At 39.4% G+C, this 18867-nt stretch carries 17 protein-coding genes and 3 tRNA genes; 7 read left to right on the top strand and 13 right to left on the bottom strand.

The window, feature by feature from the left end; all coding sequences use genetic code 11:
- Positions 1–68 precede the first annotated feature (68 nt).
- The 3 genes from asd to WIW89_RS02635 form a co-directional block, all read right to left on the bottom strand.
- Complete coding sequence (gene asd, locus WIW89_RS02645) at positions 69–1145, bottom strand: aspartate-semialdehyde dehydrogenase (protein WP_337700925.1); 1077 nt, start codon at positions 1143–1145, stop codon at positions 69–71.
- 79 nt (positions 1146–1224) lie between these two features.
- On the bottom strand, positions 1225–2910 hold the full coding sequence (ilvD, locus tag WIW89_RS02640) for a dihydroxy-acid dehydratase (protein WP_337719662.1): 1686 nt from the start codon (positions 2908–2910) through the stop codon (positions 1225–1227).
- A 45-nt stretch (positions 2911–2955) separates the two neighbouring features.
- The gene (locus WIW89_RS02635) at positions 2956–3696 is read right to left on the bottom strand and encodes a class I SAM-dependent methyltransferase (protein WP_337719661.1); all 741 of its coding nucleotides are present in this window, start codon (positions 3694–3696) and stop codon (positions 2956–2958) included.
- A gap of 34 nt (positions 3697–3730) precedes the next feature.
- Here WIW89_RS02635 and WIW89_RS02630 point away from each other — a divergent pair, with 34 nt between their 5' ends.
- On the top strand, positions 3731–4330 hold the full coding sequence (locus tag WIW89_RS02630) for a hypothetical protein (RefSeq protein ID WP_337719660.1): 600 nt from the start codon (positions 3731–3733) through the stop codon (positions 4328–4330).
- Between the two features lies 1 nt (position 4331).
- Here the strand turns inward: WIW89_RS02630 and WIW89_RS02625 are convergent, their stop codons facing one another.
- Together WIW89_RS02625 and WIW89_RS02620 are read right to left on the bottom strand one after the other, a co-directional pair.
- Positions 4332–5087, bottom strand: a complete 756-nt coding sequence (locus WIW89_RS02625) for an MBL fold metallo-hydrolase (RefSeq protein ID WP_337719659.1) — start codon at positions 5085–5087, stop codon at positions 4332–4334.
- On the bottom strand, positions 5074–5877 hold the full coding sequence (locus WIW89_RS02620) for a hypothetical protein (RefSeq protein WP_337719658.1): 804 nt from the start codon (positions 5875–5877) through the stop codon (positions 5074–5076). The genes WIW89_RS02625 and WIW89_RS02620 overlap by 14 nt, the downstream gene beginning before the upstream one ends.
- Positions 5878–5972: 95 nt before the next feature.
- Here WIW89_RS02620 and WIW89_RS02615 point away from each other — a divergent pair, with 95 nt between their 5' ends.
- Entirely contained in the window at positions 5973–6893 is a 921-nt protein-coding gene (locus tag WIW89_RS02615; protein WP_337719657.1) for an ornithine cyclodeaminase family protein, read from the top strand.
- Here the strand turns inward: WIW89_RS02615 and WIW89_RS02610 are convergent.
- The gene (locus tag WIW89_RS02610) at positions 6886–7416 is read right to left on the bottom strand and encodes a cob(I)yrinic acid a,c-diamide adenosyltransferase (protein WP_337719656.1); all 531 of its coding nucleotides are present in this window, start codon (positions 7414–7416) and stop codon (positions 6886–6888) included. The two genes, WIW89_RS02615 and WIW89_RS02610, sit on opposite strands and share 8 nt — an antisense overlap.
- A gap of 41 nt (positions 7417–7457) precedes the next feature.
- Between WIW89_RS02610 and WIW89_RS02605 the strand changes: the two genes are divergently transcribed.
- A complete protein-coding gene (locus tag WIW89_RS02605; RefSeq protein WP_337719655.1) occupies positions 7458–8294 on the top strand; it encodes a DMT family transporter in 837 nt (278 codons plus the stop codon).
- On the opposite strand, the gene WIW89_RS02600 is transcribed toward WIW89_RS02605, so the two are convergent.
- The gene (locus WIW89_RS02600; protein WP_337719654.1) at positions 8295–9368 is read right to left on the bottom strand and encodes an NDP-sugar synthase; all 1074 of its coding nucleotides are present in this window, start codon (positions 9366–9368) and stop codon (positions 8295–8297) included.
- Between the two features lie 31 nt (positions 9369–9399).
- On the opposite strand from WIW89_RS02600, the gene mvk reads away from it, so the two are divergent.
- Together mvk and glmS are read left to right on the top strand one after the other, a co-directional pair.
- Positions 9400–10362, top strand: coding sequence for a mevalonate kinase (mvk, locus tag WIW89_RS02595; RefSeq protein ID WP_337719653.1), 963 nt, complete (start codon positions 9400–9402; stop codon positions 10360–10362).
- Positions 10363–10385: 23 nt separating this feature from the next.
- Positions 10386–12155 (top strand): glutamine--fructose-6-phosphate transaminase (isomerizing), encoded by a 1770-nt coding sequence (gene glmS, locus WIW89_RS02590; RefSeq protein ID WP_337719652.1) that lies wholly within the window; start codon positions 10386–10388, stop codon positions 12153–12155.
- Here glmS and WIW89_RS02585 read toward each other — a convergent pair.
- Together WIW89_RS02585 and WIW89_RS02580 are read right to left on the bottom strand one after the other, a co-directional pair.
- Positions 12142–13311: a threonyl-tRNA synthetase editing domain-containing protein gene (locus tag WIW89_RS02585; protein ID WP_337719651.1), complete on the bottom strand. Its 1170-nt coding sequence runs from the start codon at positions 13309–13311 to the stop codon at positions 12142–12144. The two genes, glmS and WIW89_RS02585, sit on opposite strands and share 14 nt — an antisense overlap.
- On the bottom strand, positions 13308–14576 hold the full coding sequence (locus tag WIW89_RS02580; protein WP_337719650.1) for an MBL fold metallo-hydrolase: 1269 nt from the start codon (positions 14574–14576) through the stop codon (positions 13308–13310). The genes WIW89_RS02585 and WIW89_RS02580 overlap by 4 nt, the downstream gene beginning before the upstream one ends.
- 94 nt (positions 14577–14670) lie before the next feature.
- Between WIW89_RS02580 and WIW89_RS02575 the strand changes: the two genes are divergently transcribed.
- Positions 14671–14985 carry a nascent polypeptide-associated complex protein gene (locus tag WIW89_RS02575; RefSeq protein ID WP_337707907.1) on the top strand — a complete coding sequence of 105 codons (315 nt, stop codon included), beginning with the start codon at positions 14671–14673 and terminating at the stop codon, positions 14983–14985.
- Between the two features lie 256 nt (positions 14986–15241).
- Here WIW89_RS02575 and WIW89_RS02570 read toward each other — a convergent pair.
- From WIW89_RS02570 to WIW89_RS02560, 3 genes are all read right to left on the bottom strand, one after another.
- A tRNA-Ala gene (locus WIW89_RS02570) sits at positions 15242–15315 on the bottom strand.
- Between the two features lie 169 nt (positions 15316–15484).
- Positions 15485–15558: transfer RNA gene (locus WIW89_RS02565), tRNA-Ala, on the bottom strand.
- Between the two features lie 70 nt (positions 15559–15628).
- Positions 15629–15704, bottom strand: a tRNA-Pro gene (locus WIW89_RS02560).
- A gap of 36 nt (positions 15705–15740) precedes the next feature.
- On the opposite strand from WIW89_RS02560, the gene WIW89_RS02555 reads away from it, so the two are divergent.
- On the top strand, positions 15741–16433 hold the full coding sequence (locus tag WIW89_RS02555) for a helix-turn-helix domain-containing protein (protein WP_337700948.1): 693 nt from the start codon (positions 15741–15743) through the stop codon (positions 16431–16433).
- Positions 16434–16580: 147 nt separating this feature from the next.
- Here WIW89_RS02555 and WIW89_RS02550 read toward each other — a convergent pair whose 3' ends face one another.
- Positions 16581–18539, bottom strand: coding sequence for a carboxypeptidase-like regulatory domain-containing protein (locus WIW89_RS02550; protein ID WP_337719649.1), 1959 nt, complete (start codon positions 18537–18539; stop codon positions 16581–16583).
- Between the last annotated feature and the right edge of the window lie 328 nt (positions 18540–18867).

The raw sequence follows: 18867 nt of genomic DNA, 5'->3' as shown, positions 1-18867 counted from the left end.
TCATTGAATCAGCAAAGAGTGTACTCATCAAGTATTATAAAAGAAGGAAAGTGTATAATAAAAAATTATTACTTCTCAATATATCCCTTCTCTATTAAGAGTTCTGCAGCTAATATTCCGCCTCCAGCAGCTCCCCTTACGGTGTTGTGTACTAAAGAGGCTAACCTTACTGTCTTCTTGTTAACTTGTGCAATCCTACCTACTACTACACTCATTCCGGGTACATCACCAGCCCATCTGTCAAAGTATACGGTAGGCCTGTTGTCTTTATCCGCCACTATTATCGGTTTAGAAGGAGCTGTCGGTAGCTTCAGCTCTTGTGGTAACCCTCTGAAGTTTTCTAGCGTTTCTTTAACTTTTTCTGCAGGTGTATCTTCCTTAAATGTAACATATAATACTTCGTAATGGCCTACAATTGTTGCAATCCTATGAGTAGTTGCTGAGAGGGTTACTTCTTCTAGCTTGGGCTCATTAACGTTTCTCTTTACCTCGCTCAAGACTCTGAAGATCTCCTTTACGGTTTTAGCGTCGTAAGCGTCACCAAGTACTTTTATGTTATCGATTACGTCGAGTGAGGCAACTCCAGGATAACCTTCACCAGAGACGGACTGCATTGTAGTTATGAACGCTCCGTCCATCTTGAAATTCATGAATATTGGAGCTAACGGAAACAGCGCACCTTGTGCAGTACATAAAGGCGTCGTTACTATAAAACCCTTCCAATCTCTTCTCTTCCTTTGTTCATCTATTAATGAAATAGTGTGCGGGTTTAATTCAGGTACTAATAGTGGTACGTCAGGATCAAATCTGTGATCTGGAGAGTTACTTATAACGGGGTAACCTAACTTTGCGAACTGCTCTTCAACCGGACCCGCAGCACCTGCAGGTAAGGGCGAAAATATAATATCTACTCCTTCTTGTTCCATTAACTTAGGATCCGTTGGTTTTACTTCAATATCTGCTACTTCTTTAGGCACTTGACCTACTGTTTGCCACCTTGTAACTTCTTCATATGGTTTTCCTACAGATCCCTTACCGGCTAAGTAAGTTGGTTTTATGTAAGGATGATTTGCTAGCATTCTTACGTACTCAATACCTACTAAACCCGTTGCCCCGAGAATTGCGGCTTTAAGAGTTCTCCTCATGAGTATCACCTATTATACTCATTTGGGAAATATAAATTTGCTTTAAAAATATAAGCTTTACAATTTGATAAAAAACAGTTTATGTTAAAAGTACGGCTCCTTTTGAAGAAGACGAAACTAATTTCGCATATTGTGCTAATAGCCCACTTTTGTATCTCGGTGGTGGCGGTGTCCACTCGTCTCTTCTTTTCTTTATTTCTTCAGGAGATAATTCTACTTCTAGTTTTCCTTTATCAGCATCTATAACTATTATGTCTCCATCTCTAAGTAATGCAATAGTCCCACCAACTGCTGCCTCTGGAGCTACGTGACCAACCATAATGCCCCTAGTCGCTCCTGAGAACCTTCCATCAGTTATTAACGCAACTTTTTCACCTAAACCTTGTCCCACAATAGCACTCGTAACTGCTAACATTTCTCTCATTCCGGGGCCTCCTTTAGGTCCTTCGTACCTAATAACTACCACATCGTTCTCAACGATCTTTCCTTCCAAAACTGCCTTAAATGTCTCTTCCTCTGAATTGAATACCTTTGCAGGCCCTCTATGATATTTTACTTTACTGGCAGACACTTTCATAACTGCTCCCTCTTCTGCTAGATTCCCCTTTAGTATCCTTATTCCGCCTACTGTAGAGAACGGGTTCTTAACGTCTCTCACTATGTGATCATGAGGGACGTCAGGGATCTTATACTCCTCTAAATTCTGTTTTAAGGTCTTTCCGGTAACAGTGATCACTTCTCCATGTAATAGCCCTGCTTCAAGAAGTTTCTTCATTAACAGCGGAGCTCCGCCAACTCTGTGCAAATCAGCCATCACATACTCTCCTCCAGGTTTCATGTTGACTATTTCCGGTGTCCTTAAACTAATTCTGTCGAAGTCATCCAGAGTGAGTTTTATACCAGCCTCATGAGCTATTGCTAGTAAATGAAGTACGGCATTTGTAGACCCCCCTGAAGCCATAAGCACGGTTATAGCGTTTTCAAATGCTTCAAAAGTCAGTATGTCTCTGGGTTTAAGTCCTATTTCGACTAAATGCATTAAGGCTTTTCCAGTCTCATATGCATACTTAGTTCTCATAGCATCCACGGCTGGAGGCGAAGCACTACCTGGTAAAGCTAACCCCAAAGCCTCTGTAATTAAACCCATAGTATTAGCTGTGTATAAACCTCCACAAGTACCTGGTCCTGGTATTGCGTTATCTTCCATGAGTCTTAAGTCTTCAGCTGTGATCTTACCCTTAGAGTACGCACCTACAGCCTCGTATACATCTTGGATAGTTACCGGTTTACCCTTAAAGTTTCCGGGCAGAGTTGAACCTCCATACATAATTATCGAAGGTATGTTAAGCCTTGCCATTGCCATCATCATACCCGGCGGGGTCTTATCGCAACCTGATAAGGCTACAAATGCGTCGTAACCGTGAGCGTTAACTACAAGCTCTACCGTGTTGGCAACTATTTCCCTACTTACTAATGAATATTTCATTCCTTCACTACCCATCGCTATCCCGTCTATAACTACTGGAGCAGTAAATACTCTAGGAGTACCTCCAGCACTTCTAACTCCTTCCTTGACTACGTTAGAAAGTCCCAGTAGATGTATATTACAAGGCCCTGCTTCGTTCCACGCTACCGCTACTCCCACTATAGGTTTGGAAATATCGTTATCCGTAAGTCCCATAGCTTTTAGGAATGCCCTATTAGGTGCTTTTTCGTAACCCCCATAGACTATATTTGACCTCTTTTTAGGAGAATATTCAGACATCAAATGATATAAACAAGTTCAAAATTTTTAAATTATTATGGGTAATTACATAGGTTTAGCTATTATGGTCATTTGTGGGTCACTAATCTCAAACTTCTTCCACGAATAACCGCTATAAACATCTATGATTTCAAACCCCGCTTTTCTCATCAAGTCTACTATCTCATGTAAGCTATAATATCTTTGAGAGAATGTAACTTTCTCGACTTCTTTGCCGTCCTTTATATAAGACCTTGTTACTTGTAATCTAGATGTAAACGGGTCAAAGTTGTTATTATCTATAACCAAGTACGGTGGAATGTAGGAGTGTATTATCTCGGGCTTGTTGTAAATGAGGAAGTCCCTATTATCGAGGTTTACAATTAATAATCCGGCATCTTTTATTACTCCCCTGAACTCTCTGAGGATCTTTAAGTCATCTTCCTCTTCGTAATATCCTAAGCTGTTGAAAATATTAATAATGATATCGTAGGACTCGCCACTTAATACTTGAGTTAATTTCCTCATATCTCCTTTAAGGAAGGTACCTGTAGGTACGTTCTCTTTTGATTTTTTCACCATTTTTTCGGAGATATCGACGCCAGTTATCTCATAACCTAGTTTTGATAGAAAATAACTAACTCTACCAATTCCGCAAGGTACATCAAGAATTTTCTTTCCTTTAACGTTATATTTTCTTGACACTTCGTCTATCCATTTAGCCCACTTATTCCCCTCCTCCCAAAGCTTAAGCATTTCGTTTATGTAAAGGTCGGATTCGAAGATCTTTAACCAGTATTCATCCATTAACTTAATTTACGATGGCTTGGTAATAAAACTGATGAAATCCGTCATTATTTTACTCTTAATATTGGGAATTGGGGTTATCAGTGATAACGGAGTTACTAACTCCTTAAATAGTGGAGACGTCTTGGTATATGAAGTTACTATTACTCACGGCAACCAAATTTATACTTACAATTATACCTTCATCGTAAATTCGATTGAGAAAGGTATAGTTAACTTTACAGTAATAATTACAAGTTTTAATAACGGGACAAGCATTATACAGAATTACCTATTTCCTTTGTCTAAGTTAGAGTGCCTTCCATATAACGGTTCGATGTTTAATACGATGAATTTAACGTTCGTCGGATACGAGGAGTTTAAAGGGAAAAACGCATCCGTATATTCGGGCTATTACCAATTTTCTAATTTAGAAATACCAATAAAAGCTTATTATGTAAACGGAATTCTAAATTACGCTAACGGTAATTACGATAATTATTCCTTACAAATCTCACTAATTAACGAATATAACCATCTACAAGAAACCTTTATTCAAGGGTCTTTAACGGAGAGTAATTATATAATCTTAGCAATCGTTATAGTTTTCATAGTAATCGGTGTACTTTTACTAATAAAAATAGGAAAAATCTAAGTTAGGAGGAAATAAAATCAACCCCTACCTTGTCGAGGTTTTTCAACCAGTTTAAGAATTTCTTAGCATTTTCTCCCATAAATATTGAGCCATGTTGAGGTGCTACTATATCAATATCTAAACCCTCAATTCTCTTAGCCCATAGCTCTATTGCTCTTCTAGACGCTATATATCTTCTGTGGAACCATTCCATAAGCTTAACGTGTTCCTCAAAATTATCCACTATTAAGTACCACTTATCTTTAAATACTGCTGCACCCATGTCGCCCGAGAAGTAAATCTTTGCTATTGGATCATAATAGTGAAAATTACCTGGTGAATGCATAAAGTGAGCTGGAATTGCTTTAATTTTGAAAGAACCGAAATCAATATCCATGCCCTCGTCAGGAAGGTCTATAATTCTATCTCTAAGGTCTACCCCTAAATGCGGAATGAATCTCTCCCATAGATGGGAAACATATATCTTGGCATTAGGGGCAGTATCCAACCACAAAGTTAAGCCCCCTATGATGTCTGGGTCTTGATGACTATAAAGAATGGCCTTAATATTCTCAGGTTTTACAAATCTAGATGCATTTTCAAAAACCCTTTCAAATACGAAGTATCCCCCTGGGTCTAGTAGTACACCCTGATTTCCGTGGACAATAAGATATTGATTTGTTAGAATCCCTTTTTCTGTCTCACTCTCGTCTAAACCTAACCAAATGAACTTGTGATTATTTGATTCGTATAAAATATAAGGTTCATGAATTTTCATCTTCAACAACACCTGGAATTTCAGGTACTAGAAGTACATACACGTTTACCTTAAACTCGCCAGATAAGGAACTCAGTATATTTTCGTCGCTAAAATATTCTTTACCGTTTTCGTTAACATAAATACCCTTTAAGTCTCCGTTAATGAATAACAATCTGAACGACGAGGAAGTTGATGTGGAAGATACATAAATTGTCTTGTACTTTGATAGAAGATCCGCTATAGAACTTAGGATCGTATCTAACATTTGTCCTTTAGGTATTGAAATCCCTTCAGACTTTATCAGACGTGACTTCAATAAGAGCTTCGAGACAAAGCTCAGTTTGTTTAATTGCCTTGAGTAATCAAACTCTTTCTCTTTTTCCTGAGCTTCGATCTCATAAGCCCTCTTAGCTTCCCTACTTATCCCCTCTAGCAAGCTGTGTGCTATATCTGGTAAATATCTCTTGACTATCCACTCTTTTTCTCCACTATATCTAATTGCTAAGTGAACTAGACTAGTGGAGTTTTTGTTATCTCTTACATTAATAAATATTTGGAACTTGTTATTTTTCTCAATGAGAGACTTAAGAGTATATACAAACATTAACGATGACTGCTGAGAAAAAGTCACCTCAAAAGTATCTCTTAAGCTTAAAATGAAAAATCTCGAAAACTGTAAAGTGATTGTGTTCCTTCCTCTTTCTACTTGATATGGAAAGTATGAGAGTAAAGTATCGGCGTCTTTTACTACTGAAATAACGTTATTTGAATTAGTATTAACCGTCTCCTCAGCTAGATGAGTGATCATGAATATATTATATTGAATTTAACTGCTTAAAAATATAATCATACCACAAAGAGAGATTTAAAACCTTAACAGTGTTAATTAAATTACTGTTCGAAATGATTATCTTAACGTCAAACAATCTAGAAGAATTGCTGACCTCTGAAATAGCAGTAAGTGCAGTCAGACAAGCTTTCTCATTATTTTCCTCCTCAAGGATAATACAACCTCAACGGCAAGTACTTACTATAAAAGGTAACTGGTGGGGGATAATGCCTTCTTACTGGGATAAGTCTGTTACAGTTAAGATAGTTAATGTTATACCAGAGAATAAGAAGAAGGGACTACCCTCAGTTCAAGGCTCCGTCTTACTGTTTTCGCCTGATACTGGAGAGCCTTTAGCTCTTCTAGATGGTACTACATTAACCGCAATAAGAACTTCAGCTGCAAGTGTTCTCTCAACAGAATTAGCGTTTGGGGGAAGGAATATCGGCACTTTAGGAGTCATAGGTGCTGGTATGGAGGCAAGATATCATATAAAGATTGCAAGTGGCTATCTAAAGTTCTCAAGGATAATGGTAACGGCTAGGAGTTCTCATGTTCAGTTAGCTAAAGAATTCGGAGCTGAAGCTGTAGATCTAGAAACTCTATTGAGGAACTCGGACGTCATATTTGCAACAACTTCCTCTTCTACACCAGTAGTGTTGGGGAAATTCTTGAAAGATGATTTTCATATTTCTAGCATAGGAGCCCATACCCCTGAAGCTAGAGAAATAGATGATGAAACTGTGAAAAGAGCTAGGACATACTTAGTAGATTCCGTAGAGGCTGTATCTAAAGAGACAGGAGACTATATACAACCCGTAAGGAGCGGGATACTTAAACAAGTCATCGAGATTGGTGAGATCATAAACAAAGGTATCAAAATTGAGAGACCTTCTATATTTAAAACCGTAGGAATTGCGGCTCAAGATAACATTTCAGCACTAACCGCTTATGAAGAAGCTGTAAAAAGAGGAATAGGTATAAAGGTCACTTAGGCTTCCAAATTACGTTGGGATTAAAAGTCTTCTCGTTAACGTAAAGTGCCATGACGAATAACAAAGATGAAAGTCTATTAAGGTAAACCACATGCTCATGCTTTACGTTTTTATGGTTTCGAGAAAGTCGGACTATACTCCTTTCAGCTCTTCTACATACCGCCCTTGCAAGATGAAGAAATGAGGAAGCCAGGTGGCCACCGGGTAATACAAAATTCTTCAATGGTTTGAGTGGTTCCGAATATTTCTTTATCATTTCCTCTAGCTCTTTGATCTTTTCAGTGTTAAAGTTTAACTCGAACCCTGCAATTTCAGATGAAATAGTGAATATGTCGTTCTGAATTTTCTCAACATCTTGCCTTATTTCTGGAAAAAGTGATGATACAATACCAAGCGAGGAATTTAACTCGTCTAAATCCCCTAAGGCGTTAACAATATCCTCGTCCTTCCACACCTCTCCTACGGAAGGTACTTTAGTCCTTCCGCTGTCCCCAGTCCCAGTATACCACATTTCACTTAACATCGTTATTTAGCTTTAATTAGCTTTACTTAGAGTTATACCAAGTGAGAAAGCTTTTACCGATAATTACGGTAATTTTGGTCTGGAGTTCCGCATATCCCCTAATAAAGATAGCACTCGATTACGTTTCCCCGATAGTACTAGCGGTCATTAGGCTAGTTACTGGGGGAATTATCCTTACAGTCTATGGTAGAGGTCTCTCTTATGGTAAAAAGGAAATGATAGGTGGGCTGATTAATGTAGCACTCTTCATGCTTTTTCTTAACTTTGGCGTAATGCTTTCAGTAAATCCAGCTCTGTCTGCAACCCTTATATATACTCAACCGATTTTCTTAGTCATATTAAGCGCCATCTTTCTGAGTAAGAAACCTTCAGTACTTCAACTTCTCGGGGTAACTATTGCAATTTCAGGGGCAATTTACTCAGCTGGGATAACTGGGTTTAACCTGGGAAGTATAATATCACTCATAGGCGGTCTTATGTGGGCAATAGGAACGTTATATTACCAAGTGTTTCTGATAGAGAAGGACGTTATTAAACTAAACTCTTTTATGGCGTTGTTTTCAGCCTTATTCTTGCTACCCTTTACTCCGATTAACTTTTACTTTAAGTTCACTATATCCGGAATTTTAGTCGCGGTAATAATCGGCATTATAGCCCAAGCAATAGGCTTCATAGCGTGGTTTAACTCTATAAAGCAATTGGGCTCTTTTTTATCAAGTTCGCTCTCCTTACTTGTGCCGGCTATGTCCTATCTATTTTCGTTTATAATGCTAGACGAAGTCCCGACATTTCAGCAACTATTAGGCTCTGCAATAGTACTGTTGGGAGTATTTCTGACTATAATCTCGCAGAAAATCAGTAGAGCACTTCCACGGTAATTAGACTTTACTCCCCGGTTTTAGGATTTCGCCGTGAGGTATCTGGGTCTCTGGGGAGATCAACGCTCCAAATTTACTAATCCTTCCTCTTATCACGGTTGCAGGGTAGCTAGAAGTAATTACATTTGCTCCGACTTTAGCTTTCCTACCTACTATAGTAGATGACAAATAACTCTTGGATCCTACTTCAGCATAAGGTTGGATTGAGCTCCTTGCTATTTCACAGTAAGCCCCTATTATGGCGTTATTCTCTACGGAAGAATAGTCCCTAATTAATGAATAAGTCCCTATGTATGCGTTTCTTCCGATATATGCCGGTCCCTTGATGACAGCATAATCGTCTATGACAGCATAATCGTCTATGATTACTTTCTTACCAATTATCGCCGTCTTAGAGATTTCGCTGTTATCGGAAATCCTAGTTTTCTCCCTCCTTAACATCATCTCGATTCCGTTAATAATATCTTCAGGATAGCCAACGTCCAACCACTCCTCACTCCATATAAAGTACTTCAGTTTGTTCCCTTTGGACTGTAAATACGTCAAAAAGTCCGCTATTTCTTCATTTTTCACTACGTAAACTCCGCCAAGAGCTAAAGTAGAACCCTCCTTAGTTATCTCGATTCCTTTATCTGTCAACCTCACTAAACCATATGTCTGTAACCCCTCACTTATAGGAATTAACGGTACTACTACTTCGGCACCAGAAGTCAGATAAGCGTTAATTAAGCTAACGTAAAACTCCTCAGGGGCTACGATATCTCCGAAAGCTATAATGACATTATCACTACTGACTTTCTCCATTCCGTCCTTTATAGCCCCGTTAATTCCATCTCTTTTTTGGATAACGATGTCGATGCTGATCTCCTTCTCGTTCTGTAATTCCTCCTCAAGTCTCTTTCCCCCCTTCTGCGACGTAACAATTATGAAGTCTTTTACACCTGCTTTTTTTAAACCTTGAATAGAATAAGAGATTAGCATTCTACCGAGTAAGCTTATTGTCTCCTTCTGTTCTTTGTCTGAATAGGGGCTTAAACCCTCTCCTTTGCCCCCCGCAAGGATAATAGCTTCCATACTGTGATATCTAATTGGGGAATTAATAATAATGATTGTAGAAGCGGAGGTACCCCTCAAGCTAACACTGTTTGGAGAACACGCTGTAGTATACGGAAAGCCAGCGATAGCATATACGGTGTCTGAAAGCATTAAAGTCAGAGTGAGGGAAAGCGAGAAATTTTACGTCTCGTCTCAGAACTTACAGATAAAAGGTGTCAGGGTAGATCTACATGAGTTTAAAATAGAGAATGACAATGTGAGAAAACTTATCGCTTATGTCACAGAAGTTATTAACTATTTCAATGAGCATTACGGTTATAAGGACGGGAAAAAAGCCGCGATTGAAATAGAATCAAATGTAGAACCTTCGATAGGACTAGGCACTAGTGCAGCAGTGGTAGTAGGTACTGTTGCAGCCTACTCCAGGTTTTTAGGATTAGAGTTACAAAAACAAGAAGTAGCCAAAATCTCTCATGAAGTAGAGTTAAGGGTTCAAGGAATTGCCAGTATTATGGACACCCATACAGAAACGTACGGAGGGTTCGTTTTCATTAAGGAGGGAAAAGTAGAGAAATTGGAAGTTCCTCCTTCGATCACCTTCTCTGCGGGTTATTTTAGGCGCATTATGACCACAGCCGAGATGCTTCGTAATGTGAGGAGTTTGAAAGAAAAAAATCCTTCCTTGTTTACGACTCTGCTGGACAGTATTGAAAAGGTCACTGTAGAAGCTAGAACTGCTCTTACCTCAGGAGATGCGGACAAAGTAGGGGAATTAATGTACGTAAATCACGGTTTCCTATTTTCTTTGGGGATCACAGTTCCGGTGTTGGATCAGTTTGTCTCAATGGCTAGGGCTTCAGGAGTTAAAGGGTGTAAAGTCAGCGGCGGCGGAGGAGGTGGTGCAGTCATCTGTACAAAAGATCAAAGGGCAGAATTGCTACTTAACGCGTTGGGAGGTAAAACCATAAACGCTAACCCTACGTTCCAAGGTGTTACGGTAAAGTTAATTTAGTGAGACCGACTCAAAAATAAATTATGTGTGGCATAATAGGTATTATTTCATCAAAGGAGAGCAAAAAACTCTCCGAGATCACAATTTCGGCACTTAAGAGGCTCGAATACAGAGGGTATGATAGCGTAGGAGTCGCTTCATTGGGCAGTAAAGGAATTGAAGTGAGGAAAGCTAAAGGTACTGTGGAGCAGGTCACTTTAAAGAAAAAAATACCTGAAATGTCTGGCTATATATTTCTGGGTCATACAAGGTGGGCTACACACGGGGCTCCGACCGACTATAACGCTCACCCTCATACAGATTGTTCCGGAAGGATAGCGGTAATACATAATGGGACAATAAAGAACTTTAAAGAGCTAAGGGCAGAGCTAGAGTCTTTAGGGCATAAGTTCAGCAGCGAGACGGACACTGAAGTTATACCTCATTTGATAGAGGAGTTTATAAAGAGGGGTATGGACTCTTTTACGGCATTTAAGTCTGCGATAAAATCGTTAGATGGTAGTTACGCTGTTTTAGCGATAATCGACGGTGAAAAAAGGATCTTCTTTGCTAAGAGGGATAACCCCTTAGTTATAGGACTGGGAGAAGGGGAGAACTATATTGCGAGTGATATACCGGCATTTCTCCCTTACACAAAAAGGATTCTAGTAATATCTGACGGTGAGATCGGGTTCCTGACGAACACAAACGTTTACATTGAAGAACTGAACGGTAACGTAGTAGACGTACATAAGAGGATAAGGATAGTAGATTGGGACGTCGAGACGGCATCAAAAGAAGGCTATGCCCACTTCATGATAAAGGAGATACACGAGTCACCTAAAGCGGTTAGGGACACGATCTCCAGTCTTATGTCTGACTTGGACGTAGTAGAAAAGATATGTGAAGAAATAAGGCAAGCAGAGAGGGTGATTATAACGGGAGCTGGGACCAGTTATCATGCAGGTTTATATTTTTCCTTACTCTTGACCAGAGAAGGGATAACTTCTATTCCGCTTATTGCCTCAGAATACTATAACGTAAAGGGAAAGAAAGGAGACCTAATTATCGCAATAAGTCAGAGCGGAGAGACGATAGACGTATTACAGGCTATACGTAAATTGAAGAGTGAAGGGGCTAAAGTAGTCTCCATAACAAATGTCATTGAGAGTGCTATAGCTAGAGAGAGTGATTACAAGATCTACATGAGGGCTGGACCGGAAATAGGTGTAGCTGCTACCAAGACTTTTACTACTCAAGTTGCATCCCTCCTTTTCCTTTACTCTTACACTTTTGGAAAGGATTGGAAAGCATTAAAGGACGCAGATAAGGAAGTAGAACAAGCTATTAATGCGACAGAAGGTTTTGCCAAAAGGGTTGGTGAAGAACTGGCAAAGAAACAGAACATATACTATTTGGGGAGGGGTCTTTCACTACCGCTAGCTATGGAAGGAGCATTAAAAATTAAAGAGGTATCTTACGTCCACGCTGAATCGTACCCAGCTGGGGAGAGTAAACATGGACCTATTTCCCTAGTAGAGAACGGGTTCCCAGTAGTGTTTATAAACGACGGCGAAATGCCTGAATTACTGAAAAACAACGTTATGGAGATGAAGGCTAGAGGAGGGAAAATTTACGTGATCAGTGCCAATAGAAAAGTAGGGGAGGCAGACCTTGAAATATTCCTTAACTCAAAGTTCCCCGCGTTATCCATATCCCCCGTAATTCAGTTGATAGCCTATTATGCAGCTGTTAGCAAAGGTCTGGATCCCGATAAGCCCAGGAATTTGGCTAAAACAGTTACTGTAGAGTAATGTATCTTTTGTTCCTTTTACTTAAAGTAAGGGGTAGGAAAGAGGGTAGAAGTAGTTGGTCTTGTGCTATAATCTCCTTTTGTAGTTCCTCCAAGGAGTAACTTCTCTGTTCATTCCCCTTTCTCACTTTAACCGTTAGGGAACCGGTCTTGACTTCTCTTTCTCCGAGAAGGACTAGGTAGGGGATCCACTCCTTACCTGCTCTCGCTATTTTAGTACCGAGACCTTCATCTAAGTCATCTACATCCACTCTTACCTTCATCTGTTTAGCTATTTTTATTGCATCTTCTATGAAATCTTTCCTTACGGGGATTATCCTAACCTGAATGGGGGAAAGCCAAAGAGGTAGAGTAGGAGGATTATCTCTGGAGGCAGTTAATAGATAATAGTAAGTGAGAATGTTCACGTTTATTACGTGACTCTTGTCCGTCTTAGTCTTTATAACGTAGGTGTTTTTAGAATCGGAGAAGGACTCAGGAATACCGTCTAAATCCCCTTTCACTTTCACTCTAATTAAGGGTTCTTCATTTACACAAGGCAACCTCCTCCCCGAGGGAATGCTATAAGATATAACCACTTCTCCATTTTCCGGTTCTCCCTCACCTTCTATTACGGAATCGGGTTTAACTTGATGTTTTATATATTCTACCACAGCCCTTCTCATGAAAGATGCATGAGGAGAATTAGGGAAGCCGAACTTCTCGCAAATCTTAAGCTCCTCACTCTTCTGATAATTGGTCTCATCAGCCCTTATCCTCTTCGAAAGTTCGCTTAAGGGGTGACCGTAACAGTCTATCATAAATTGCTTATACCAGCCGAAAGGAGTTCTATAGACTTCTACGTTAACTGCTTTCGACAATTTCTCTTCAAAGCCCTTCAGGACTTGGACGGCTAATGTGGGTTTCTCCAGGTTATCGGAAAGGTGAGCATAAGGATATATGACTACAGAGCTAGCCTTAACGTCATTCAATACTCTAACTACTTCGTTAACAGCCTTTTCTACGGTCTTATCGTCATCCCCTTTTTCTACTGTTGTAAAGACCACTAAAGTGTTGTCCTTTTGTAAAGATGTTAAGTTAGGTTCTTCGGGTTCCTTTACGGCTTTTTCTTTAACGGAAAACGAGAACTTAGACGCGTGGATTAACAAAAGGATCATAGCTTAATCTCCTTACCGTTTTCAGCAATTTCCACATATATTCCTAACTCTCTCTTAACCTCTTCTGCTAACCTAGAGGAGCTCGAAGGATCGCCATGGACTAAAACGACTTTTTCCAAACTACTTGCTGCCTTAATTATTTGCTTTAACTGATCCTTCCCAGCGTGGCTTGAAAAGTCAAATAATTGAAACCTCGCCTTTAACATGGGCGAGTACTCATCGAACTTGCCCGTCTCCAGAAGTCTTCTACCTGGAGTATTTTCCGCCTGGTAGCTAACTAGAAACACCCCGTTCTTAGGGTTATCTGCGACCTTCTTAAAGTAGTACACTGCAGGGCCTCCTTTCAGCATCCCCGCACTGCTAACTATTACGCCTTCTCCTCTTGATGCTTTGTTCCTGCTCCCCCAACCTTCGACGTATTTGAAATTGTCATAAGCCCTCTTCAACGCCGGGTAGTTGTTTATGAATTCGGGGTTCTGGATCATTAACTCGGTTATCTCTTTTACCATACCGTCGTAGAACACGGGATACTCGATCTTTCTGTCAGCCAAAACTGATAGAATCTCTTGACTTCTCGATAGGCTGAAAGCAGGAACTAAGACAGTCCCACCTTCCTCTAGGACTTCCTTAGTAGCTTCGTAGAACTCCTCCTCAACGACTTTTCTATCGGGGTGATTGAACCTACCGTAAGTACTCTCCATCACCAATACGTTAACGTCTTTGAGAAACTCAAGATCAGCTGGGCTTACTAAATGGGTGTTAGTCAAGTTAATGTCTCCCGTGTAGGCTATGGTCTGTTTTTCTGTCTTAACCTTAATTATAGCACTGCCTGGAATGTGCCCCGCATTTCCGAGTTCTACTTTAAAAGAATCGACTTCGAACTCCTTATAGTAGTCTACGCTCCTGAAGTTATCCATAGTCCTCTTTACTTCTACCCATTCAAAGGGAAGTTTAGCCCCTGAAAGCTTCAGAAAGTCCTTCAACATAATTTCTGTTATCAACCTGGTTATCCTAGTGCCATAAACGGGATAATTTCCAGAAATCTGATACAAAGGCAAAGCTCCTACGTGGTCTAAATGGGAGTGAGAGACTATGAAACCCTTTATCTTACTTGGAGTGTCTTGTAAAGGTAGGTTAGGGTTGTCGTTGGGGTCAAAGTTAACGCCGTAGTCTAAAACAATTGCAGAATCCCCTCTATCGATTTCAATAGCAGCCCTTCCTACTTCTTTTCCTCCGCCAAGTATTTTTATCGTATAGTTACTCATTATGCATTAATCTTTAACCGCCAAGCTATTAAGTTTGTTTTACTGAAGTTTATATGTGAAAGTAAAACCTAATCAATTCAAAAACTTAGAGAGAATGTTAGGGATAAAGACAGAACAAATAGACGCTGTGAGAGTAATTATTGAGCTACAAGATAAAACGTTGGTAATTGAAAACCCGTCAGTTCTTAAAATGACACAACAAGGACAGGAGATATACACAGTCATAGGAAGTGCTAAGGAACAAGTTAAGGAACAGAAAATAGAAATCAGGGACGAGGACGTGAAATTTGTGATGGAACAGACGGGTAAGAGTGAAGCTGAAGTTAGACAAGCGTTACAAAAGACTAACGGTGATATAGCGCAGGCTATATTACTTTTAACCAGCGGAGAGGGAAAAGGTAGTACGTGATCGATTACTTTTCATAATCTACGGTTTTGTGACATAATTAAACGGATTTTATACCTCTTTTCTGCTTACATCTAATGTGAAAAACCATAAAGTGAAATAATTACAGCATGAGCGGTCTATATAAGGGTGTTTTAACTTATTTTTATGTCAATTATTCATGAGGTCTAAAGTAATGATTGCATACTGAGATGGTAATTTTCAGGCAAACGGATTTTGATAGCTAGTTTAATTCGTGGAGGTCAAGGGACCTACGGAGTGGACCGGCCGGGATTTGAACCCGGGACCTCTCGGTTGCAAGCCGAGCACTCTTCCAGGCTGAGCTACCGGCCCACTTTAACTTGTAACATTTAGTTAGTGGATTTAAGTTTTTCCTCAGGAAATTGTGATAAAGGTAAACGTAAAGGTGCCTGGCATACCATGTTTATTTAACATATACTTATTTTACCCTAATTTGTTCACAGTAATTGTGAAATGGGTTCCTTGAGATATTAGTATGATGTGGACCGGCCGGGATTTGAACCCGGGACCTCTCGGTTGCGAGCCGAGCACTCTTCCAGGCTGAGCTACCGGCCCACTTCTACTATAAATTACGCTTTAAGTAATTAAAAAGTCAGCACCCCTAAAATCACAATATATAAGGTTCTGGGCCCGCCGGGACTTGAACCCGGGACCACGGCGACCCGAACGCCGCATCCTAGTCCAAGCTAGACCACGGGCCCAATAAGAATATTTCCTCTTCACTTATAGCTTTTACTATGGATTATCTAATTGAAACACTTGCAAAAAGGATCGCCGGGGATATAAGCTGGAGTGAATCCCCTGGCGCGTCCATGAGAAAGTGGAGGGAGGCTTTTAACATCTCTCAAGGGGAACTAGCCAGGTATATGGGGATATCCCAATCAGTTATAGCCGATTATGAAAGAGGAAGAAGGAAGCCTGGTATAGACTTTTTAAGGAAATTTGTTAAGGGACTCATAGATATAGATGCCGAAAGGGGGTACAGAGTAATTAACGAATTGATCAAAGGTTACGCACTTATGTTACCCTTTATAGACGACATGGGCGATTTCCAATCACCGGTTGGTGTAGATGATATAGCCACAGCCTTAGATGGTATAATACCAAATTCATTTATTCCGGAAACAAAGGTTTACGGCTGGGTTATTACGGACAGTATAAGGGCTATAACGAGCCTTAAAGGTCTCGAGTTTTATCAACTCCTTAATTTCATGCTGGGTAGAGTGGTAGTGTTCACCAACGTGAGTTCAGGGAGGTCCCCCCTTATAGCCTTAAAGATCGCCCCTATAAAACCCTCAATTATTGTATTACATAGACCGGTGAAATTAGATCCCTTAGCTCTTCTCTTAGCTGAGAAAGATGGTATAACTCTAATAATATCTATATTAAAAGATCCTAAAGAAATAAGAGAGAGGTTAAGAAGTATATAACTACTACATATACTAAACTAAAATAGTAATTTTTTGTTGTTGTCGTTATTTGTCTTTAATTAAAACGAATAAAAGAAAAAGAAAGAAGGAAGAAAAATAGTTATATAATAATAGTTTTATAATATTTAATTTAAGGAAAAAATCTTTTTATTTTCTTAGAATTACTATTGCAACTACTGCTGCTATCACTATTATTACCACGATTATCAAGATAGGTACAAAGCTGGGCGAGGACGACGTTGTTGAAGTAGGTGAGACTGAAACAGATGGGCTCGTTGATGTCGTAGTCGAGGTGGTATTAGATTGTGTAGTAGTGCTAGTAGTCGAGGTGGTTGTTGTAGTAGAATGTGAGGTGGTTGTTGTAGTTGAAGACGTAGCAGTCGTTGTAGTTGAAGACGTAGAAGTCGATGGAGTAGGTGAAGACATAACAATAGGTATAACCTTAATCTCTATTTCCGTAGTGTTTGATGCCCCGTTACTGCTAGCCTCTAACTTTAAGGTATAGGTATTGTTATTTATGAAGTTGTAAGTTATTGTATACAAACCGTTTTTCATAATAACCGGGATCTCAACATTGTTTAGGGTCGCATTTACAGAAACGTTATACGGACTGTTGGTCATAATTTTAAAACTTAAGTTTAAAGTAGCCCCCTCGTAGATACTTAGTATAGATGAAGGAGTTATAGGTACGGTAGTTCCGTTATTGAGTTTCTCAGAGAGTTGAGTTATGCTAAAGCTCAAATATATTGGAGTTAGGTATATCTTTACAGTCTCGTTTTGGCTGAAGGCTATTACGGTAGAATTACTGATATAGCCGGGAGCACTTACTGTTGCGTTAATTTTAGTCCCTAGCGGTAAAGTAATAGACACTAAACCTTGCGGACTAGTAGTGTAACTACTAATAGGTTGTTTATTACTAATGTTATACAAGGTCACTTTTGCACCAGGTATAGGAACACCACTTGTCGATAGGACTTCAAGGTTCACGGTAGCTACAGATATAGGAGTGGATGGGTATCTTAATGTCACCATACCTTGAGGGGACTTTATCTGAATAATTGCTTTATAGAATTGCGGTAACTTCAGAGTTATCGATCCGTTAGAGAAAGCCCAAGGAAGGCTGACACCATACACCTCAGCACTATAGCTACCAAAGGGTGCTCCAGGTAAGGAATAACTTCCACCGCTGGTGTTAGTTATTGTATAAGTTTGAGTACCACTCGTAGTATATACAGTGATCGTATACATATTCTCTTCGTTGAACGGATAGTTGATTTGTAAATAAGTATATCCGCTTACATTCTGAACCTCTAATGTTACTCCGTTCTCTGAAATCAATGAAGGTGTAGATAATGTTGTGGGAATCCCGTAAGATACGTTGACTATGATGAGCCCGTACACATAAGCAGCAGGATAAGAAACGTTATTGGAAAAACCCTCATAACCACGGTACAAATAGATGTAGTAAAGACCTTGGGCTATATCCTGCGGTACTGCGAAGATAACACTACCTGTAGTTCCAGATGGAGAAGCCTGGCAGACAACGTCACCGTACCAGTTATTAGCTAGGTTTGACACAAAGTAGGCATATACTTGAGATAAGGAAGACAAGGAAGAAGTCATACTATAGTATACTTTATAGATATGTCCCGGTTGAGCGTTGAACACATAAACGTTGGCACTTCCGTTTAATGTCATCTCTCCATTAATAGCACTACTTACTTGAGTGACATTTACGTAGAAAGTTTCGCCGTTAGCTTGAATTTCATGAAGGCCAGTATTCAAGTTCAGATTGAGCACCTTGTACGAATAAGGTTGTAATGTTACAGTGGTATATAGTGAGGAATCTAAGTATACCGGAACTTGTGCTGGGGAGTCCCTACTGTTTATTAGTATTAGTGAGTAAGTCGCACTTCCGGTCGAAGTAGGCAAAACTATTTGCGGTGGGTTCATCCCTTGTGGGTTAACCTGAGTCCCTGGTAATACAGTTATACCGGCAGTTGAATAGCTAGACGTAGTCTGTGCTAATAAGAGTGGTATCTGTGAAAAAAGCATTAAAAGTGTTGGTATTAGTAGTATGACACTCAATAATAATCTTCTATTCATGTCAAATTAGATTAGACTAAAAAAGGTAAATAAGTTCTTTGGCAAAAGGTATTATCATCGATTTATTGTAACAAGGTAATATCATTTAAGTACTTAAGTTAAAAAGTCAAGCACTATATTTATGTCTAAATTTAAATCTAATTGGGATTATACTTTTTATAATACTATTAATGATTTAGGAATCAAGATATATCTAAGTGTATGTGGTGGTTTCCTATGTATTATAACTATTTTAAACTGTAATTTAAACTGTAACATTTTTTCGTAACTACTCGTTATTTTTAATTACTTCTAAATATCGTTATTGACAAGTTACGTTTATTACGTT

The organism is Stygiolobus sp. CP850M (assembly GCF_037389425.1).
Taxonomy (GTDB): Archaea; Thermoproteota; Thermoprotei_A; order Sulfolobales; family Sulfolobaceae; genus Stygiolobus.
The sequence above is the reverse complement of the archived record's forward strand: the minus strand, read 5'-3'. Positions and strand labels throughout refer to the sequence as shown.